Annotated in this window: 15 protein-coding genes; 4 read left to right on the top strand and 11 right to left on the bottom strand. The window is 72.1% G+C overall.

Going from position 1 to position 17,180, the window contains the following annotated elements; translation table 11 throughout:
* Window positions 1-7: 7 nt before the first annotated feature.
* The gene (locus ACWEVP_RS34340; RefSeq protein ID WP_452066736.1) at window positions 8-3,001 is read left to right on the top strand and encodes a glycosyl hydrolase 115 family protein; all 2,994 of its coding nucleotides are present in this window, start codon (window positions 8-10) and stop codon (window positions 2,999-3,001) included.
* Window positions 3,002-3,209: 208 nt separating this feature from the next.
* On the opposite strand, the gene ACWEVP_RS34335 is transcribed toward ACWEVP_RS34340, so the two are convergent.
* Window positions 3,210-4,271 carry a LacI family DNA-binding transcriptional regulator gene (locus ACWEVP_RS34335; RefSeq protein WP_452066735.1) on the bottom strand — a complete coding sequence of 354 codons (1,062 nt, stop codon included), beginning with the start codon at window positions 4,269-4,271 and terminating at the stop codon, window positions 3,210-3,212.
* A 70-nt stretch (window positions 4,272-4,341) separates the two neighbouring features.
* Between ACWEVP_RS34335 and ACWEVP_RS34330 the strand changes: the two genes are divergently transcribed.
* Window positions 4,342-5,361, top strand: coding sequence for an endo-1,4-beta-xylanase (locus tag ACWEVP_RS34330; protein WP_452066734.1), 1,020 nt, complete (start codon window positions 4,342-4,344; stop codon window positions 5,359-5,361).
* Here ACWEVP_RS34330 and ACWEVP_RS34325 read toward each other — a convergent pair.
* The 7 genes from ACWEVP_RS34325 to ACWEVP_RS34295 all read right to left on the bottom strand — a co-directional run bounded on the left by ACWEVP_RS34325 (window position 5,348) and on the right by ACWEVP_RS34295 (window position 11,168).
* Window positions 5,348-5,890, bottom strand: coding sequence for a polysaccharide deacetylase family protein (locus ACWEVP_RS34325; protein WP_452066733.1), 543 nt, complete (start codon window positions 5,888-5,890; stop codon window positions 5,348-5,350). The two genes, ACWEVP_RS34330 and ACWEVP_RS34325, sit on opposite strands and share 14 nt — an antisense overlap.
* Window positions 5,891-5,945: 55 nt before the next feature.
* Window positions 5,946-6,878, bottom strand: a complete 933-nt coding sequence (locus ACWEVP_RS34320) for an acyl-CoA desaturase (RefSeq protein ID WP_452066732.1) — start codon at window positions 6,876-6,878, stop codon at window positions 5,946-5,948.
* A 288-nt stretch (window positions 6,879-7,166) separates the two neighbouring features.
* Entirely contained in the window at window positions 7,167-7,370 is a 204-nt protein-coding gene (locus ACWEVP_RS34315; RefSeq protein ID WP_086680104.1) for a cold-shock protein, read from the bottom strand.
* A 99-nt stretch (window positions 7,371-7,469) separates the two neighbouring features.
* Window positions 7,470-8,765, bottom strand: a complete 1,296-nt coding sequence (locus ACWEVP_RS34310; RefSeq protein WP_452066731.1) for a class I SAM-dependent methyltransferase — start codon at window positions 8,763-8,765, stop codon at window positions 7,470-7,472.
* Window positions 8,747-10,129 carry an FAD-binding oxidoreductase gene (locus ACWEVP_RS34305; RefSeq protein ID WP_452066730.1) on the bottom strand — a complete coding sequence of 461 codons (1,383 nt, stop codon included), beginning with the start codon at window positions 10,127-10,129 and terminating at the stop codon, window positions 8,747-8,749. The genes ACWEVP_RS34310 and ACWEVP_RS34305 overlap by 19 nt, the downstream gene beginning before the upstream one ends.
* 86 nt (window positions 10,130-10,215) lie before the next feature.
* The gene (locus ACWEVP_RS34300) at window positions 10,216-10,749 is read right to left on the bottom strand and encodes a hypothetical protein (protein ID WP_452066729.1); all 534 of its coding nucleotides are present in this window, start codon (window positions 10,747-10,749) and stop codon (window positions 10,216-10,218) included.
* On the bottom strand, window positions 10,746-11,168 hold the full coding sequence (locus tag ACWEVP_RS34295) for a DUF6292 family protein (RefSeq protein ID WP_452066728.1): 423 nt from the start codon (window positions 11,166-11,168) through the stop codon (window positions 10,746-10,748). The genes ACWEVP_RS34300 and ACWEVP_RS34295 overlap by 4 nt, the downstream gene beginning before the upstream one ends.
* 184 nt (window positions 11,169-11,352) lie before the next feature.
* Between ACWEVP_RS34295 and ACWEVP_RS34290 the strand changes: the two genes are divergently transcribed.
* Together ACWEVP_RS34290 and ACWEVP_RS34285 are read left to right on the top strand one after the other, a co-directional pair.
* Window positions 11,353-11,769, top strand: a complete 417-nt coding sequence (locus ACWEVP_RS34290; RefSeq protein WP_452066727.1) for a DUF6292 family protein — start codon at window positions 11,353-11,355, stop codon at window positions 11,767-11,769.
* A 25-nt stretch (window positions 11,770-11,794) separates the two neighbouring features.
* Window positions 11,795-13,690 carry a S9 family peptidase gene (locus ACWEVP_RS34285; protein ID WP_452066726.1) on the top strand — a complete coding sequence of 632 codons (1,896 nt, stop codon included), beginning with the start codon at window positions 11,795-11,797 and terminating at the stop codon, window positions 13,688-13,690.
* Here the strand turns inward: ACWEVP_RS34285 and hpaD are convergent.
* From hpaD to dapA, 3 genes are read right to left on the bottom strand one after another with little or no spacing between them, the layout of a single operon-like run.
* Entirely contained in the window at window positions 13,673-14,716 is a 1,044-nt protein-coding gene (hpaD, locus tag ACWEVP_RS34280; RefSeq protein ID WP_452066725.1) for a 3,4-dihydroxyphenylacetate 2,3-dioxygenase, read from the bottom strand. The genes ACWEVP_RS34285 and hpaD overlap by 18 nt on opposite strands.
* The gene (hpaE, locus tag ACWEVP_RS34275; RefSeq protein ID WP_452066724.1) at window positions 14,713-16,221 is read right to left on the bottom strand and encodes a 5-carboxymethyl-2-hydroxymuconate semialdehyde dehydrogenase; all 1,509 of its coding nucleotides are present in this window, start codon (window positions 16,219-16,221) and stop codon (window positions 14,713-14,715) included. Before hpaE ends, hpaD begins: the two co-directional genes overlap by 4 nt.
* On the bottom strand, window positions 16,218-17,165 hold the full coding sequence (gene dapA, locus ACWEVP_RS34270) for a 4-hydroxy-tetrahydrodipicolinate synthase (RefSeq protein WP_452066723.1): 948 nt from the start codon (window positions 17,163-17,165) through the stop codon (window positions 16,218-16,220). The genes hpaE and dapA overlap by 4 nt, the downstream gene beginning before the upstream one ends.
* Between the last annotated feature and the right edge of the window lie 15 nt (window positions 17,166-17,180).

Here is a 17,180-nt window from a genome sequence, read left to right as displayed (position 1 = left end):
GTCTGCCGTGCCGTCCGAGGTCCATCGTCGTGCCTTCCTTCGGCTGCTCGCGCTGGCGGGGGCCGGCACCGCCGCCCTGCCGGGGCTCGCCGAGGCCGGAACCGGTTTTCCGCTGGTGTCAAGGGGAAGGGCCGCGACGATCGTCGTCGGCTCGGGTGACCTGCCGGGAGTGCGGCGGGTGGTGGGGGATCTCGCCGCCGACGTCGAGCGCGTCACGGGTGTCCGGCCCGCCGTGTCGGACGTGGTCCCGGACCACGGGCCGGTGGTGCTGGTCGGCACGCTCGGCCACAGCCCGCTGGTCGATTCGCTGGTGTCGTCCGGCCGCCTGGACGTCCGCGGCGTCGCCGGGAAGTGGGAGACGTCGCTGAGCCAGGTCGTCGACGGCAAGCTCGTGCTGACCGGCAGCGACCAGCGGGGCGTGATCTACGGCGTCTACGAGGTGTCGCGGCGGATCGGTGTGTCGCCCTGGTACTGGTGGGCCGATGTCCCGCCGGCGCGAGCTTCGGAGCTGCACATCCCCGGTGAGCGGTTCAGCCTGGGCACGCCGCGCGTGAAGTACCGCGGGTTCTTCATCAACGACGAGAACCCCGCGCTCGGCACGTGGGCGCCGGAGTACTTCGGGCCGGGTCTCGCGCCGGGCTATCCCGGCGGGTTCACCCGCCTGTTCTACGCCAAGGTGTTCGAGACCATGCTGCGGCTGCGGGCCAACTACCTGTGGCCGGCGGTCTGGGGCCGCGCGTTCGCCGAGGACGACCCGCTCAACCACGCCACGGCCAAGGAGTACGGCGTCGTGATGGGCACCTCGCACGAGGCGCCGATGATGCGCGGCATCGAAGAGTGGAACCGGCACGCGTCACCCGGGCACGACCCGTACGGCGGCACGGGGGAGTGGAGCTTCCGGCGCAACGGCGACGCCATCAAGGCCTACTGGACCGACGGCATCCGGCGGATGGCCCGCGAGGGGTTCGAGGGCGTCGTCACGCTCGGCATGCGCGGCAACGGCGACGTCAGCCTGCCCGACGGCGACGGCATCGAGCTGATGCGGGAGATCATCGCGGCCGAGCGGGAGATCCTCGCGCGCGAGCTGAGCACGGACGTCCCGCAGGTGTGGACGCTGTACAAGGAGGTCCTGCGGTACTGGGCGCAGGGCCTGCGCCCACCCGACGACGTCATCGTCGTGTTCACTGACGACAACTGGGGCAACGTCCGCAAGCACCCGGACCTCTCGCTGCCGCCGCACCCGGGCGGGTACGGGCTGTACTACCACTTCGACTACGTCGGCGGCGGCCGCAACTACAAATGGGTCGACACCGCGCTGCTCGCGAACACGTGGGAGCAGCTGCACCAGGCCGCTTCCTACGGCAACGACCGGTTGTGGGTCGCCAACGTCGGCGACATGAAGGGCAACGAGCTGCCGCTGCAGTTCTTCCTCGACTACGCCTGGGATCCCGCGTCGCTGCCGGCCGAACGTCTGTCCACCTGGGAGCGGTCGTTCGCCGCGGAGAACTTCGGTTCCGCTCTCGCGTCGGACATCGCTTCGGTCCTGCACGACTACGGGCGGCTGCAGTCGCGCCGGAAACCGGAGCTGCTGAACCGGCGGATCACGGTGGACGGCGCCGGGGTGATCACCTACGACGACCAGATGACGCCGTTCAGCCTCGTCGACTACCGCGAGCTGGACCGCGTCACCGAGGAGTGGCAGGACCTCGCGGCGCGGACGGACCGTCTTTCGGCCCGGGTGCCGGTCGCCTGCCGGGACGCGTTCTACGAACTGGCCGGGTACGCCGTCACGGCGTCGGCGAACCTCTACGCGTTGCGGCGGGCCGAGTTCACGAACCTGCTGTACGCGGCGCAGGGGCGCGCGTCGGCCAACGGGCTCGCGGCGGAAACGGAGGCCCGCTTCGCCGACGACCTGGCGCTCGCGGAGAAGTACAACACCGCCATCGCGGGCGGCAAGTGGCAGGGCTTCCAGACCCAGCCGCACATCGACTACGGCGACGTCGCCCGCTACGGCCCGAACGCGCCGTGGCAGCAGCCGGAGCTGAACAACGTCGCGCTGCCGGACGTCATCTTCCCCGCGGTGCGGCGGATCGAGCTGCCCGCCGGGCCTTCCCTGGGCGTCGCGGTCGACGGGTCCGCGCAGGCGTGGCCGGGCGCCGCGGGGCGTCCGGTGCTGCCGGAGTTCAGCCCGTTCCAGAGCGCGCCGGCGCAGTACATCGACGTCTTCAACCGGGGCCGGGCGCCGTTCCGTTGCCAGGTCTCCGTCGCGGGCGCGCCGTGGGTCCGGGTCGAGCCGCGCGGCGGCCGGGTGGAGGAGGAGCTGCGGATGACCGTGCGGATCGACTGGAGCCGGGCGCCGAAGGGCACCACGACCGTGCCGATCACGGTGTCGGGAGCGGGGCAGTCGGTGGTGGTGGACGCGGTCGTGCGGCAGGTGGACCTGCCGGCCCCGTGGCGGCGCGGGTTCGTCGAGGCGGGCGGGTACGTGTCGATGGAGGCCGCGCACTGCAGCGCGAACGTGCCCGCCGGGCCGGTTTCGTGGCGGGCGATCCCGGACCTGGGCCGGACGGGCGCGGGGATGACGCCGTTCCCGGTGACCGCGGCGAGCCGCCCGGCGGGCACCGGGCCGCGGCTGGAGTACCGGATGACGCTGGTGACGCCGGGGCCGGTGACGGTGTGGGCGTACTTGTCCCCGCGCAGCAACGTGTTGCAGGGCGACGGGTTGCGCTACGCGGTGTCGTTCGACGACGCGGCACCGCAGGTCGTGAACATCACGAAGGCCACGGGCGCCGACGACATGACGATGAACCGCCAGTGGGAGCGGACGACGTCGGACAACGTGAACCTGACCTCGACGCGGCACGAGGTGGGGGCGGGCCCGCACGTGCTGAAGGTGTGGATGGTCGACCCGGCGGTGGTGGTCCAGAAGCTGGTGGTCGACACCGGCGGGCTGCGGCCGAGCTACCTGGGGCCGCCGGAGAGCATGCGGTGGCCGGGATGAGCGGGCTCCGGAAGCGGCGGGGGTTGGGGTGGCCGCGGGGTCGAGCCGCTGGGGGTTGGGCTGCCGCGGGGCCGAGCCGCCGGGGGCGCCCCCCGTCTTCCACTCTACCGGCGGGCACCGACAATTCCGGCGCCCGGCAGTCCGGGAACCGGGCCTGGCCTTTGCCGGTCGCTCACGCCCGGAAGCCCGGGAACGGCCGGGCGGTCGCTCACGGCCGGCCGGCCGCGACCACCTGGTGCGCCGGGGCGGCGGTGCTCTGCCGGACCACCAGGCTCGTCGCCAGCTCGAGCCGGTGGCTCTCCGGGTGCGTCCCGCGCGCCAGCGAAATCGCCAGCCGGGCCCCCGCCGCCGCCATCTCCTGCAGGGGCTGGCGAATCGTCGTCAGCTCCGGGGTCAGCCAGCGGGCCACCGGCAGGTCGTCGAAGCCGACCACGCTCAGGTCGTCCGGGATGCGCAACCCCGCGTCGCGTGCTGCTTCGTACACGCCCAGGGCCTGCAGGTCGCTGCCCGCGAACACCGCCGTCGGACGATCCGGGAGGGTCAGCAGTGACGCCAGCTCCCGGTAACCCGACCGGACGTGGAAGTCGCCCCGGCGGACCAGCGCCGGGTCGAACGCCAGCCCCGCGGTTTCCAGCGCCGTGCGGTAGCCGTCGATTCTCGCCCGGCTGCACAGCACCCCGTCCGGCCCGCCGATCATCGCGATCCGGCGGTGCCCCAGCTCCACCAGGTGCCGGGTCGCGGTCAGGCCGCCCTGCCAGTTCGTGGCCCCGATCGAGGGCGTCTCCGGTCCCGGCGCGCCGGCCGGGTCGACGACGACGAGCGGGATGTCGCGGGCCCGGAGCTTCGCCAGCTGGCCGCCGGTGAAGTCGGAGCACACCGAAATGATGCCGACCGGCCGCCGCGCCAGCACGCTTTCCAGCCAGCTCTGGCCGGGCGTGTGCCGGCCCGACGATTCCGCGAGGACGACCGCCATCCCGTTTTCGCGGGCGACGTACTCGACCCCGCGGATGATTTCCAGCGCCCACGTGCTTTCGAGTTCGTGGAACATCAGTTCCAGCAACCGGGAACGGCGGGACCGTTCGTCGGCCCGGCGGCGGTAACCGTATTTCCCGATGACGGCTTCCACCCGTGCGCGGGTGCTTTCGGCGACGTCGGGGCGGCCGTTCAGGACTTTCGAAACGGTCGGAACGGAAACCCCGGTTTCGGCCGCGATCCGGGCGATGGTGACCCGGGACGCGCAGGGCTCGGGATCGTCGGACTTCGTTGTCATGGAGGAGATTCTAGGTCATCGAAACCCGATTTGACACTCCTCGAAACTTTCGGACAAATGGAGGAAGCAGATGCTGCGGAGAATTCCGATTAAACGCGCGCTCATGACGGCGGCGCTCGTCGCGGGCATTGCCGGGTGGCAGGCGCCCGCCGCGGCGGCGTCCGTTCCGCTGAAAGCCATCACCCACAAGTACGTGGGCAGTGCCGTGGCGGCCGCCTACCTGGCGGACGAACCCGACTACCGGGCCGTGCTCACCCGTGAATTCGACAACGTGACGCCCGAGAACGAGATGAAATGGGGGACGGTCGAGGCCGTCCGCGGCCAGTACGACTGGTCGGGCGCCGACGCGATCGTCCGGTACGCGCAAGCGCACCACAAGACCGTCCGCGGCCACACCCTGGTCTGGCACTCCCAATTGCCGGACTGGGTCGCCGCGCTGCCCGCCGACGAGCTGCGCCGCGTCCTGCGCGAGCACATCACCACGGAAGTGAAGCGGTACCGAGGAAAGATCCGCGCCTGGGACGTCGTCAATGAAATTTTCAACGAGGACGGCACCCGCCGCGACACCGTCTTCCGGCAGAAGCTCGGCGACGGCTTTGTCGCCGACGTCTTCCGCTGGGCGCACGCGGCCGACCCGTCGGCGACGCTCTACATCAACGACTACAACATCGAAGGGATCAACCCGAAGAGCGACGCGGTGTACGACCTGGTGAAGACGCTGCGGCGGCAGGGTGTCCCGATCGGCGGCGTCGGCGTCCAGGCGCACCTGTCGATCCAGTACGGCTTCCCCGGCCAGTACCGCGAGAACCTCGCCCGCCTGACGAAGCTCGGCGTCGACGTCGCGGTCACCGAGGCCGATGTCCGGATCCCCACTCCGCCCGACGCGGCGAAGCTCGACACGCAGGCGAGCTACTTCGACCAGCTCTGGGACGGCTGCCAGGCGGTCCGGCGGTGCGTCGAGTTCACGACGTGGGGCTTCACCGACCGGCACTCGTGGGTGCCGGACGTCTTCCCCGGCGAAGGAGCGGCCTGCCTGTTCGACGAGAACCTGCAGCCGAAGCCGGCGTACCTGCGGATCAACCCCTGGTGAGTCCCGGCCGCAGGCCGCGGGCGGCGAGTCCCGCGAGGATCCGCGGGACCGCCGCCACGGTCGCCGGGCGGCCTTCGTGCATCAGCACGACGCCGCCCGGCGCGACGCGGCCGGCCGCCGCGACGATCTCGTCCTCGGAAGCGCCATCCCAGTCGCGGGTGTCGACGGTCCACAGCACCTCGGTCAGCCCGTGCCCGGCTGCGGTCGCCCGGACGGCGCCGTCCGTGTCGCCGTAGGGCGGCCGGAACAGCACCGGGCGCTGCCCGGTCAGGGCCACCAGGAGGTCCTGCGTCCGCCGGACCTCCTGGTCGCGCACCCGCGCCGGCAGACCGGTCAGGTGGGGGTGGGTCCAGGTGTGGTTGCCGAGCACGTGGCCGGCGGCCGCGATCTCCCGGACCAGCTCCGGGTGCGCGGCGGCGTGTTCGCCCCACAGGAAGAACGTCGCCCGCACTCCGCCGAGCGCCGCCAGCAGCGCCGGCGTCGTCGAGGGGTACGGGCCGTCGTCGAAGGTCAGCGCGACGGTGTCCATCCGGCCAACATCACCCGGCGGGTCACGACGGGCAAGGACTTTCGGCGGGCTTTCGTCAGCGGGCGAGCGCGGCCAGCCGCTTCGGGGTGGGCCACCGCACGTTCCACGCCCAGCCCAGCTTCTCGAACGCCCAGATCACCCGCGCGGAGACGTCGATCTGGCCGCGCAGCACGCCGTGGCGGGCCGACGTCGGGTCGGCGTGGTGGGTGTTGTGCCAGGACTCGCCCATGGACAGGATCGCCAGTGGCCAGAAGTTCGCCGACCGGTCGCGGCTGGCGAACGGGCGCTCGCCGATCATGTGGCAGATCGAGTTCACCGACCAGGTCACGTGGTGCTGGAACGAGATCCGCGCCAGCCCGGCCCAGAGGAACGCGGTCAGCGCGCCCCACCACGACAGCGTGATCAGGCCGCCGAGCAGCGGCGGGAGCAGCAGGCTCAGCACGACCCAGAGCGGGAAGAGCCGGTCGACGACGCGCATGTCGCGGTCGCCGGCCAGGTCGGGGGCGAAGCGGTCGACGTTGGTCTTGTCGCGGCCGAAGAGCCAGCCCATGTGCGCGTGCCAGAAGCCGCGGGCGAGCGCCACCGCCGAGGTGCCGAACAGCCACGGCGAGTGCGGGTCGCCTTCGCGGTCGGAGAAGGCGTGGTGGCGGCGGTGGTCGGCGACCCAGCCGATCACCGGGCCCTGCGCGGCGAGGCCGCCGGCGACCGCCAGCGCGATCCGCAGCACCCGCTTCGCGCGGAACGCGCCGTGGGTGAAGTAGCGGTGGTAGCCGACGGTGATCCCCAGCGTCGACACGACGAAGAACGCGCCGCCGATGGTGAGGTCGAGCCAGCTGACGCCCCAGCCCCAGAACACCGGGACGGCCGCGGCGAGCGCGAGGAACGGGACCAGCAGGAACGTCCGGATGGTGATCAGCTCGGCCACCGTCTGACGGCCGGAGAGCACCGGTTTGGGAACGGGACGGGAAGCCTTCACGGAGGCTGTCATGCACTACTCGTTTCGAGGTCGACACGCGGCGGAGCGAATCCACGCGCGGGCGGCCGGGGAGCGGGAACACCCGGCGGTCAGCGGTCTGCGGCGGGCCCGGCGCGTCGCCGCTCCTTGCCGGCGATCGGCCTGGACGGCCCGGTGTCGGGAGTGAGACCGGCGGGACGCCGGCATCCGAGGGGAGCTCTCGACCCGGCCCACGTTACCTGATCGTTGTGAATCCGCAGTGTGGCCGGACACGAGAAAGGCCCCCGCCCCGGAGGGCGAGGGCCTTCGGTGCCTCGTGGCTCAGATGACGCTCACGCGCTGGGCCTGCGGGCCCTTCTGGCCCTGGCCGATCTCGAACTCCACGCGCTGGCCCTCATCGAGGGACTTGAAGCCGGTGCCCTGGATCTCGGAGTAGTGGACGAACACGTCCGGACCCCCGCCATCCTGGGCGATGAAGCCGAAGCCCTTTTCGCCGTTGAACCACTTGACACTGCCCTGAGCCATACCCATACCTACTCTTTGTAGTGAGCCGGGATGTCCCGTTCGGACACCCTGGTCTCCCCACCATCCTCCCATCAACGCCCGCGCGGGGCACGCCCGGTCTCAAACTCCCCAATCGGGGCGCAACGGCATGCCCATTCCACCCTCGCTGTCGGTCCGCACGCCGAGGATCTGGTGCAGCTCGATCTCCCGGCGTTCGAAGGCGAGCCGGCAGGCCGCGAGGTACAGCGCCCAGACGCGGCTGCGCCCGGCACCGGCCTCGGAAACGGCCTCGTCCCAGTGCTCGTCGAGGTTCGCGCACCAGCCCGCCAGCGTCAGCGCGTAGTGCTCGCGGAGGTTCTCCGAGTGGCGGACCTCCAGCCCGGCGTCGTGCATGGCCGTCATCAGCTCGCCGGGGGCTTCGAGTTCGCCGTCGGGGAAGACGTAGCGGTCGATGAACCCGCGCGAGCGGTGCGCGACGCTGGTGTCCGGGTTGGTGATGCAGTGGTTGAGCAGCCGCCCGTGCGGCTTCAGCTTCCCCGCGAGGAACCGGAAGTACCCGGGCACGTTGCGGGCGCCGATGTGCTCGGTGAGGCCGATCGAGGAGATCGCGTCGAACCCGGTCTCGGTGACGTCCCGGTAGTCGAGGTGGCGGATCTCGGCGCGGTCGGCCAGCCCGAGGGCGACGATGTTCTTCTGCGCCCACTGGGCCTGCTCGCGCGAGAGCGTGACCCCGAGCGCCTCGACGCCGTAGTGCCGGACGGCGTGCGCGACCATGCCGCCCCAGCCGCAGCCGACGTCGAGCAGCTTCATCCCGGGCCGGAGGCCGAGCTTGCGGCAGACCAGGTCGAACTTGTGGTACTGCGCCTCCTCCAGGGAGGAGCCGGCCTCCGGGAACACCGCGCACGTGTAGGCCATGGACGGCCCGAGGACCAGCTCGTAGAACCGGTTGGACACGTCGTAGTGGCTGGCGATGGCTTCGCTGTCGCGGCCCTTCGAGTGCCGCAGCGCGGTCAGCCCGCGCCGGAACCGGCTGGGGTGCTCCTCGGCGGGCGGCTTGACCACGCGCAGGTGGCGCGGGCCCAGCTTGCGCAGCAGCCACAGCCGGTCGGCCGGGCTGAGCTGGTCGACCTGCGCCGACAGGGCGTGCAGTGCCGTGTAGAGGTCGCCGGTGACGTCGAGCGCGCCGGCGACGTACGCGCGGGCGAGGCCGAGGTCGCCCGGCGAGGACATCAGGTAGTCCAGGGCCAGCGGCGAGCGCACCTGGATCGCGACCGGCGCGTCGGCCGGGCCGCTGCTGCTGCCGTCGTAGGCGGTGATCGACACGGTCGCGCGGGGGCCGAGCAGGCGCTCGAAGACTTCGCCGACCGGGGTGCTTGCCTGGTTCACGTTCGTTCCTTTCACCGGCGGCGGACGCATTTCTCGTAGAGGCCGAGCAGCCGCCCGGCCGGGTCGTAGGTCCGCTTGAGGTCCCGGTAGGCGTCGCCGTTGTAGAGCCGCCAGAACTCGTCCTCGGCGTAGAAGCTGTCCGAGTACAGCGACTTGTGCCCGCCCAGCCGGGTGACCTCGGCTTCGATCATCCGGTTGTGCACGCCGTCGCGCTCACCGGGGTCGAGCGGGACGGCCGACCAGAACCCGAAGTTGACGTACAGCGCTTCGGGGTCCAGCTCGTAGAGCGGCCAGCGCACACCGCCGGGGCGCTGCCGCAGCGGGCAGATCCACACGGGGCTGATCGGGATCTCCCGTTCGAAGAACTCGAGGAACTCCGCGGCGCGCCCGATCGGGACCTCGATGTCCTGCACGATCGTTTCCTCCGGGGGGAGGCGACGCAGCTTGAGCAGCCGCTGCGCGATCTTGAACCGCCGGTCGAGCGCCACGGCCTTCCAGTAGACCGACGACCGCAGGAACCGGCGGCCGAGCAGCAGCCGCGGCAGCCGGTGCTGGACGCCGAACGCGCGCGAGCACCAGAACCAGTCGGTGTCCCAGCGCCAGAGGTAGTCGCGGACGGTGAGGTGGTCGGTTTCCCGTCGCCGGATCGAGCGGTAGTAGATGTCCAGCCAGGTGTAGTCGCTCGTCGCGGGCGCGGTGTCGGTGAACTTCGCCAGCGTCAGGTACAGCTCGTCGGGGCCGAAGACCGTGCCGTCGACGAAGTCGTGTTCGCCGCTGTCGCAGGCCTCCGCCAGGGCGCTGAAGTAGCTGTCGCGGTCGTGGTGGCGGACGTGGCGGAGGGCCACGAACGGCTTGACCGGTTCGAGGGCGATCTTCAGGCGCAGTGCGTACCCGAGGGTGCCGTAGGAGTTCGGGAAGCCGCGGAAGAGGGCCTGGTGCTCGTTGTCCGGTGTGGCGACGACGATCCGGCCGTCCCCGGTGAGCACTTCGAGTTCGAGCACGGACTCGTGCGGCATGCCGTTGCGGAACGACGAGGACTCGATGCCGAGGCCGGTGACCGAGCCGCCGAGGGTGATGGTCTTCAGCTGCGGGACGACCAGCGGCATCAGGCCGTGCGGCAGGGTGGCGTCGACGAGCTGTTCGTAGGTGACCATCCCTTCGACGTCGGCGGTGCGGCTCGCGGGGTCGACGCGCAGCACGTGGGTGAAGCCGGAGACGTCCAGCCCCGGGTGCTTCGCGGCGGCCCGGGAGCGGAAGAGGTTGGAGGTCCGCTTGGCGAGCCGGACGGTCGCTTCACCGGCGATGGCGGTGAGCTGCCGCCGCAGCGCGTCGACGCGGGCTTCGTGTTCGGGGAACGGCGGGGCCTGCGGCACCCCGGCCTGATCGATGGTCACGAACCCGATCCTGCCTCACGCCGACGGCGGGCGCACCGTGCCGCCCGGACCCGGTTTTCCGGCGCGTCCCGGGTGGTGGGATCGGTTCAGGCGACGGCGTGCAGCGGCGTGTCCTCTTCGAGCAGTTCCGCCGCTTCGGCGAGGAACGCGTCGATCTTCTCCAGCCGGCGGGCGATCCGCCGTTCGAGGGCGGCGAGGTGCTCGGCGCGGCGCCGGGCGTACTCGGCCTCCGCGGCCGCGCGGGCCCGGGCGTCCTCGAGCCTGCGGGCCGCCGTTTCCTCCGCTTCGCCGACGATCGCCGCCGCTCGCTGCCGGGCCGCCGCGACGACGCCGTCGGCTTCGGCGTGGGCCAGTTCGAGCAGGTGCCGCACGCGGTCGCCGACCGCGGCCGGATCGGCGGGGCTCCGGCACAGGCGGTCGGCGCGGGCCCGCAATGCGGCGTTGTCGGAGCGGGCCTGTTCGAGGCGCCGCGCGAGGTTCTCCGCTTCGGCGACCGCGGCGTCGCGGTCGGCCGTGAGCAGGCGGATCTCGGTGAGCAGCTCGTCGATCCGCTCGTCGACCTGCTCCCGGTCGTAGCCGCGCAGGGTGAGCGCGAAGCTCTCCGGCAGGGGGAGCGTCATGACCGGCGCAGCAGGTCGGCGAGCCCGGCGTCGCCGGCGGACCGCAGCAGGACGGGGTCGGGCCGGCCGACGGTGTGGTCGTCCTCGTGCAGCGCGGTGACGAACCGCGCGACCCGCCGCGGCGCCGGAGCCACCGCCGGGCCGCCCAGGTAGCGCAGCACGATCAGGTCCTCGCCGGAGTGCGTCTCGATGGCCGCCGCCCAGCCGCGTTCCTCGTCCCAGAGGAGCGCGAGGTCGCGGTCGGGGTAGTGCGGCAGCCGCGTGTCCAGGGCGACGTACGCCGACAGCGGCGCGTCGTGGTCGAGGGTGCACGACTCGAGGCCGATCCCGAGCTCGGCGGTGACGTCGCGCAGGTAGTCGAGCAGCGCGGGGACGGCGGGGTGCTGGTAACCGGTCGGCAGCGCGATCGATGCGGTCACGGGGGACTGGACCTTTCTCGGTGGTCGTTCTGGTACCCCCGTTCTAACATGTCATCGAAACGACGACAAGTGTGATGTCGCCGGATCGATGACACGGCAGCGCCGGGATTGATCGCGGCGGCGGCCGGGTACCCGGCGCTCGGACCGCGGGGATCCCGCGGCGGACGGGGAAAGCGAGGCGGCGTTGAGCATTCTGATCGATTTCGGGCGTGACACGGAGTTCTCGTTCGAGCGGGGCCTGCGCGGGTACGTCGCCGCGGTGGCCCGCGCGGTGGGGGTCGGACCGGAGTCCTGCACGCTGGACGCGGGCACGCCCGCGGCGGCGTACATCGCGCTCGACTGGCGCCTGAGCCGGTTCCCCGACCATGACCTGGCCTTGGTCTGGGACGAGGCGAACGGCTGGGCGGCGGCGATCGAGGACGCGGGCGGCGCGACGGTGCTGTCCTACCTGGGCGGCGAAGTGCTCCCCGAACCCCGCGCGGTGGTCCGCTTCCTGGCCGCCGTCCGCGCCGGCGACCCGGACGCCGGCCCCCTCGAAGCCCCGCACCTGCGCGAACCGGGCCGGCACGAGGACCTGCTGGGGACGCTGGCCCCCGGCTGATCCGCTGTGCGGCACACTGGGCCGGGTGCTGACGGCGGAAGCGGTGGTGGACCGGAACGTGCCGCGCGAGCCGCGGATCTCCCCGGACGGCCGGTGGGTGGTCTACGCGACGGCGCCGGTGGGACGAGTCGGGAAGTACCGGGTGAGCGAGCTGTGGCTGGCCCCGTCCGACGGCGGTGCGGCGCCGCGGAAGCTGGCGGCCGGTGCGGCACCCCGGTGGGCCCCGGACTCCGGCTCGGTGTTCTTCCTGTCGGAGGGGGAAACGGCGCAGCTGCACCGGATCCGCCTCGGCGGCGGTGCTCCCGAGCAGCTCACCGAGTGGCCGGCGGGCATCAGCGGTCAGGTCCCGCTGGCGGATTCGGTGGTGGTGATCGCCCCGGACCCGGAGGATCGGCCGGCGGATCCCTGGGTGCGGGCCGTGGGGCCTGGTGGCCGTGCGCAGCTGCAGGCGGGTTCGCGGGGCGGCTACGGCGAAGCCCGCCCCGAGCGGCCTGGCGGCCTGGGCAGCCAGACACCCCCGGAGCGGCCGGACGGCCCGGCCACCCGGTCGTGTCCCGATCGGCTCTGGCTGCTCGACCTCCGCACCCTCGCCGTCGAACCCCTCGGCGACCTCGGCCGCCGGCACGTCCGCGAAGCCGCCGCCCGGCCGGACGGGACCACCCTCGCCGTCCTCACCTGGTCCTGCGCCGATCGCGAGCCCGGCGTCTTCGAGCCCGGCCTCCACTTCGTCGACCTCGCCACCGGCGAGACCCGTGACCAGCCCACCCCGGCGCTCGAAGCGTCCGACCCGGCCTGGTGGCACGACGGCACCGACTGGCACCTCGCCTACCTGGGCCTGACCCCGCCGGGCCTCATCGGCGGCACCGCGGTCTTCGCCGACGGCCTCAACCTCACCGCCGGCCTGGACAGCTGCCCGATCGAACTCACCCAGGTCGGCACCGGCCCACCCCTCGCCCTGTTCGCCGAAGGCCTGGACACGACGCTGCGCCGCCTCGACCCGGGTGCGCAGACCTTCACCGGGCTCACCGAGGTCCACGGCACCTCCCTCACCGCGAGCCGGGACGGCGGCACGATCGCCCTCGTCGTGAGCACCGCGGCCGTGCCCGAGGAAATCCACGCCGGCGCGCCACACACCCTGAAACGCATCAGCGCGCCGGCGCCGCGGCACACCTGGGGCGCCCAGCACCGGCTGGCCTACCGCGCGCCGGACGGCCTCGACCTCGACGGGCTCCTGGTCCTGCCGCCCGGCCGGACGACGGCCGACGGTCCGTTCCCGCTCGTCACCCTCGTCCACGGCGGTCCGCACGACCGCTACGCCGACCGCTTCCACCTCGGCTGGTACCCCTCCGGCCAGTGGCTCGCCGCGGCCGGGTTCGCGGTGTTCCTCCCGAACGCGCGCGGTGGCCTCGGCCACGGCCACGCCTTCGCCGAAAGCGTCGCCGGGGACGTCGGCGGTGCCGAGTACACCGACGTCCTGGCCGGCATCGACCTCCTCGTCGGGGACGGCGTCGCCGACGAAGCCCGGCTCGGCATCGGGGGCTGGAGCCACGGCGGGTTCTTCGCCGCCTGGGCCGTCACGCGGACCGACCGGTTCAAGGCGGCCGTGGTCGGCGCCGGCGTCACCGACTGGCCGCTCCTGGCCGCGACCGGCGACCACTCCCGCTTCGAAGCGGCGCTGGGCGGCCGGGAGAACAGCCCGATCACCCACGCCGGCCGCATCCGCACGCCCGTGCTGATCCTGCACGGCGCCGACGACACCAACGTCCCGCGGTCGCAGGCCGAACTCCTGCACCGCGCCCTCGGTGACCGTCCCCACGAGTTCGTCGTCTACCCGCGCGAGGGCCACTCGATCCGCGAACGCGACCACCAGATCGACGTCCTGAACCGCACGCGCGCGTGGTTCTCAGACCTGCTCGCCTAACTTGAACTCCGCCTCCCCGCCGGCGAAGGAGAACCCGTCGGCGCCGATGGTGACGTCGGCTTCGCGGGGTTCGGCGCGTTCGACGACCGCCTGGACCGCGCCCTCGAGGTCCAGCACCACCGACGCGTCGGTGTACCAGCTCGGCACCACCGGGTTGCCCCACCAGTCGCGGCGCTGGTTGTCGTGGACGTCCCACGTGATCACCGGGTTGTCGGGGTCGCCGGTGTAGTAGTCGTGGGTGTAGATCTCGATGCGGTGCCCGTCGGGATCGCGCAGGTACAGGTAGAACGCGTTGGAGACGCCGTGGCGGCCGGGGCCGCGCTCGATCGCCCCCGGCTTGCGCAGCGCGCCCAGGTGGTCGCAGATGTGCAGGATCTGGTGCCGTTCGTGCGAGGCGAACGCGATGTGGTGCAGCCGCGGGCCGTTCCCGCCGGTCAGGGCGACGTCGTGGACCGTCGGCTTGCGGAACATCCACGCCGCGTACACCGTGCCCTCGTCGTCCTGGATGTCCTCGGACACGCGGAAACCCAGGCCCTCGTAGTACTTCCGGGCCGCCGGGACGTCGGGGGTGTCGAGGTTGAAGTGGTCCAATCGCGACAGTGCGCCGGCGCCGTGGACGTCGTAGCGCTGCGTGAACCGTTCGACGTGCCGGGCCTCGTGGAAGAACTCGACCGGGAACCCGAGCGGGTCGACGACCCGCACCGCCTCGCCGATCCCGCGCGTCGCGCCCGGTTCCCGCCGCTCGACCCGGCAGCCCAGCGAGCGGTAGTACTCGTCGGCCAGATCGAGGTCGGCGGCGCCGCGGACGCGGTAGGCGAGCACGGCGAGCGCGGGCGTGGACCCCTTGCGCAGCACCAGAGAGTGGTGCAGGTACTCCTCGAACGCCCGGAGGTAGAGCGCTTCGGGGTCTTCGTGGGTGACGACGAGGCCGAGCACGTCCACGTAGAAGGCCCGGGACGCGGCGAGGTCGGTGACGACGAGTTCGGCGTAGGCGCAGCGGAGCACGTCCGGCGGGGTGGTGGTCATGACTGTCCCTTCCGGACACTGCCGAACCGGGCCGTGTGCACCGGTCCGAGCGAGACGTGGATCGCCTGCTGGTGGGTGTAGAAGTCGAGCGAGCGGTAGCCGCCTTCGTGGCCGAGGCCGGAGGCCTTGACCCCGCCGAACGGCGTCCGCAGGTCGCGGACGTTGTGCGAGTTCAGCCAGACCATCCCGGCTTCGACCGACTGCGCGAAGGTGTGCGCCCGCTCCAGGTTCGACGTCCAGAGGTATGCGGCCAGCCCGTACTTGACGTCGTTGGCCAGGGCGAGCGCCTCGGCTTCGGTGTCGAACGGGGTCAGCGCGACGACCGGCCCGAATATCTCCTCCTGGAAGATCCGCGCCGACGACGGCACGTCGGCGAACACGGTCGGCGCCACGTAGTTCCCGGTGTCCGAACCGGACGGACGGCCGCCGCCGGCGAGCAGCCGCCCCTCGGACTTGCCCAGCTCGACGTACCGCATCACCTTCTCGTGGTGCTCGGGGTGGACCAGCGCGCCGACCTCGGTCGCCGGGTCGTGCGGATCCCCGACGACGATGTTCGCCGCCCGCTCGGCGTACCGCGTGCAGAACTCCTCGTAGATCGGCCGTTCGACCAGGATGCGGCTGCCCGCGGTGCAGCGTTCGCCGTTGAGGGAGAACACGCCGAACAGCGTCGAGTCGAGCGCGGCGTCGAGGTCGGCGTCGGCGAAGACGATCGCCGGGGACTTGCCGCCCAGCTCCATCGACATGCCCTTGAGGTGCGCCGCGCAGTTGCGGTAGATCGTCTGCCCGGTCGTGGTCTCACCGGTGAACGAGATCAGCGGTACGTCCGGGTGCTTGACGAGCGCGTCGCCCGCTTCCTCACCGAAGCCGTTGACCAGGTTGAACACGCCGTCGGGCAGCCCCGCGCCGGCGAAGATCCCCGCCCACAGGCTCGCCGACAGCGGCGTGAACTCGGCGGGCTTGAGCACGACCGTGCAGCCCGACGCCAGCGCCGGCGCGAGCTTCCAGCTCTCCAGCATGAAGGGCGTGTTCCACGGCGTGATCAGCCCGGCGACGCCGACCGGCTTGCGGTGCACGTAGTTCACCTGCCGCCCGGGCACCTGGTAGGTGTCGTCGGCCTGCGCGACGACGAGGTCGGCGAAGAACCGGAAGTTCTCGGCCGCGCGCTGCGCCTGCCCGAGCGCCTGGCTGATCGGCAGCCCGGTGTCGAACGTCTCCAGCTCGGCCAGCCGCTCGTCCTGGGCTTCGACCGCGTCGGCGATCTTGTTCAGGATCCGGGCGCGGGCCCGCGGCGGCATCCGCGGCCACGGCCCGTCGGTGAAGGCCGTGCGCGCCGCGGCGACCGCGCGGTCGACGTCCTCGGCCTGGCCCGCGGCCGCGGTGGCGTAGGGCGTGTTGGACACCGGGTCGAGCACGTCGAACGTCTTGCCCGAGACGCTGTCGACGAGCTCGCCGCCGATGTAGTGCTTCAGCTCGCCCGGCAGTCCTTCCGGGACGTAGTGGCTCATTGCTTCCCTTCCACGGTGAAGCCGTCGGCCGGCGTGAGGTACTTCGCGCCTTCGGCCAGCAGTTCGGTGATCCGGGCGACGCCGGATTCGGTCGGCGGGATCAGGGGTGGCCGGACGTGCCCGGAGGCGATCAGCCCGCGCTGCTCCAGCACCCACTTGCCGGGCGCCGGGTTGGTTTCCACGAACAGCAGGTCCACCAGCGGGTGCAGGCCGTAGTGGAGCTCCCGGGCGCGCTCGTGGTCGCCCGACTGCCACGCGGTGTACATCTCCGCGCACGCGGCCGGGGCGATGTTGGCCGTCGCGCTGACGAACCCGGCGCCGCCGAGGGCCAGCAGCGGCAGGCAGAGCAGCTCGATCCCGGACCACACCAGCAGTTCGCGGCCGCAGAGGTGCAGCACCCGGGAGAAGTGCTCGAAGTCCTTCGTCGTCTCCTTGATCCCGACGAAGTTCTCGCACGAGCGGTACAGCCGCGCGACCGTCTCCGGCGCGAGGTCGACGGCGGTCCGGCTCGGCACGTTGTAGGCGACGATCGGCAGGTCGGGGAACTCGCGGCAGACCGTGCGGTACCAGACGAACAGCGCGTCCTGCGTCGGCCGCGCGTAGTACGGGGTGATGACCAGCGCCGCGTCGATGCCGGCGTCCCGCGCCAGCGCGGTCAGCTCCAGGGTTTCGTCGAGCTTCGCCGAGCCGGTGCCCGGGACGAACGGGACGCGGTCGCCGACCTCGGCGGCCACCGTCCGGATCGCCTCGGCGCGCTCGGCGACCGTCTGCGAACCCGGTTCGCCGGTGGAGCCGCCGATCGAGATGCCGTGCGAGCCCGAAGCAAGCTGCCAGCGCACGAGGTTCGCCAGGCCGTCGTGGTCGACGGCGCCCTCGGTGGTGAACGGCGTCATCAGCGGCGCGATCGACCCGCGGATGGCCTGGGGGTCGGAGCGGAAGCGCATGGGGTTCCTTCCTGG

The sequence above is a fragment of the Amycolatopsis sp. NPDC003865 genome, assembly GCF_053605345.1.
Note: the sequence above shows the minus strand (reverse complement) of the source record. Positions and strands in the feature narration are given on the sequence as shown.

What these genes read in the sequence shown, in the direction of transcription:
- hpaE (WP_452066724.1), bottom strand. Translation starts at nt 16,221, where the DNA reads ATGAGCCACTACGTCCCGGAAGGACTGCCGGGCGAGCTGAAGCACTAC.
- ACWEVP_RS34320 (WP_452066732.1), bottom strand. Translation starts at nt 6,878, where the DNA reads ATGACAGCCTCCGTGAAGGCTTCCCGTCCCGTTCCCAAACCGGTGCTC.
- ACWEVP_RS34315 (WP_086680104.1), bottom strand. Translation starts at nt 7,370, where the DNA reads ATGGCTCAGGGCAGTGTCAAGTGGTTCAACGGCGAAAAGGGCTTCGGC.
- ACWEVP_RS34330 (WP_452066734.1), top strand. Translation starts at nt 4,342, where the DNA reads ATGCTGCGGAGAATTCCGATTAAACGCGCGCTCATGACGGCGGCGCTC.
- hpaD (WP_452066725.1), bottom strand. Translation starts at nt 14,716, where the DNA reads ATGACCACCACCCCGCCGGACGTGCTCCGCTGCGCCTACGCCGAACTC.
- dapA (WP_452066723.1), bottom strand. Translation starts at nt 17,165, where the DNA reads ATGCGCTTCCGCTCCGACCCCCAGGCCATCCGCGGGTCGATCGCGCCG.
- ACWEVP_RS34325 (WP_452066733.1), bottom strand. Translation starts at nt 5,890, where the DNA reads ATGGACACCGTCGCGCTGACCTTCGACGACGGCCCGTACCCCTCGACG.
- ACWEVP_RS34335 (WP_452066735.1), bottom strand. Translation starts at nt 4,271, where the DNA reads ATGACAACGAAGTCCGACGATCCCGAGCCCTGCGCGTCCCGGGTCACC.
- ACWEVP_RS34300 (WP_452066729.1), bottom strand. Translation starts at nt 10,749, where the DNA reads ATGACGCTCCCCCTGCCGGAGAGCTTCGCGCTCACCCTGCGCGGCTAC.
- ACWEVP_RS34310 (WP_452066731.1), bottom strand. Translation starts at nt 8,765, where the DNA reads ATGCGTCCGCCGCCGGTGAAAGGAACGAACGTGAACCAGGCAAGCACC.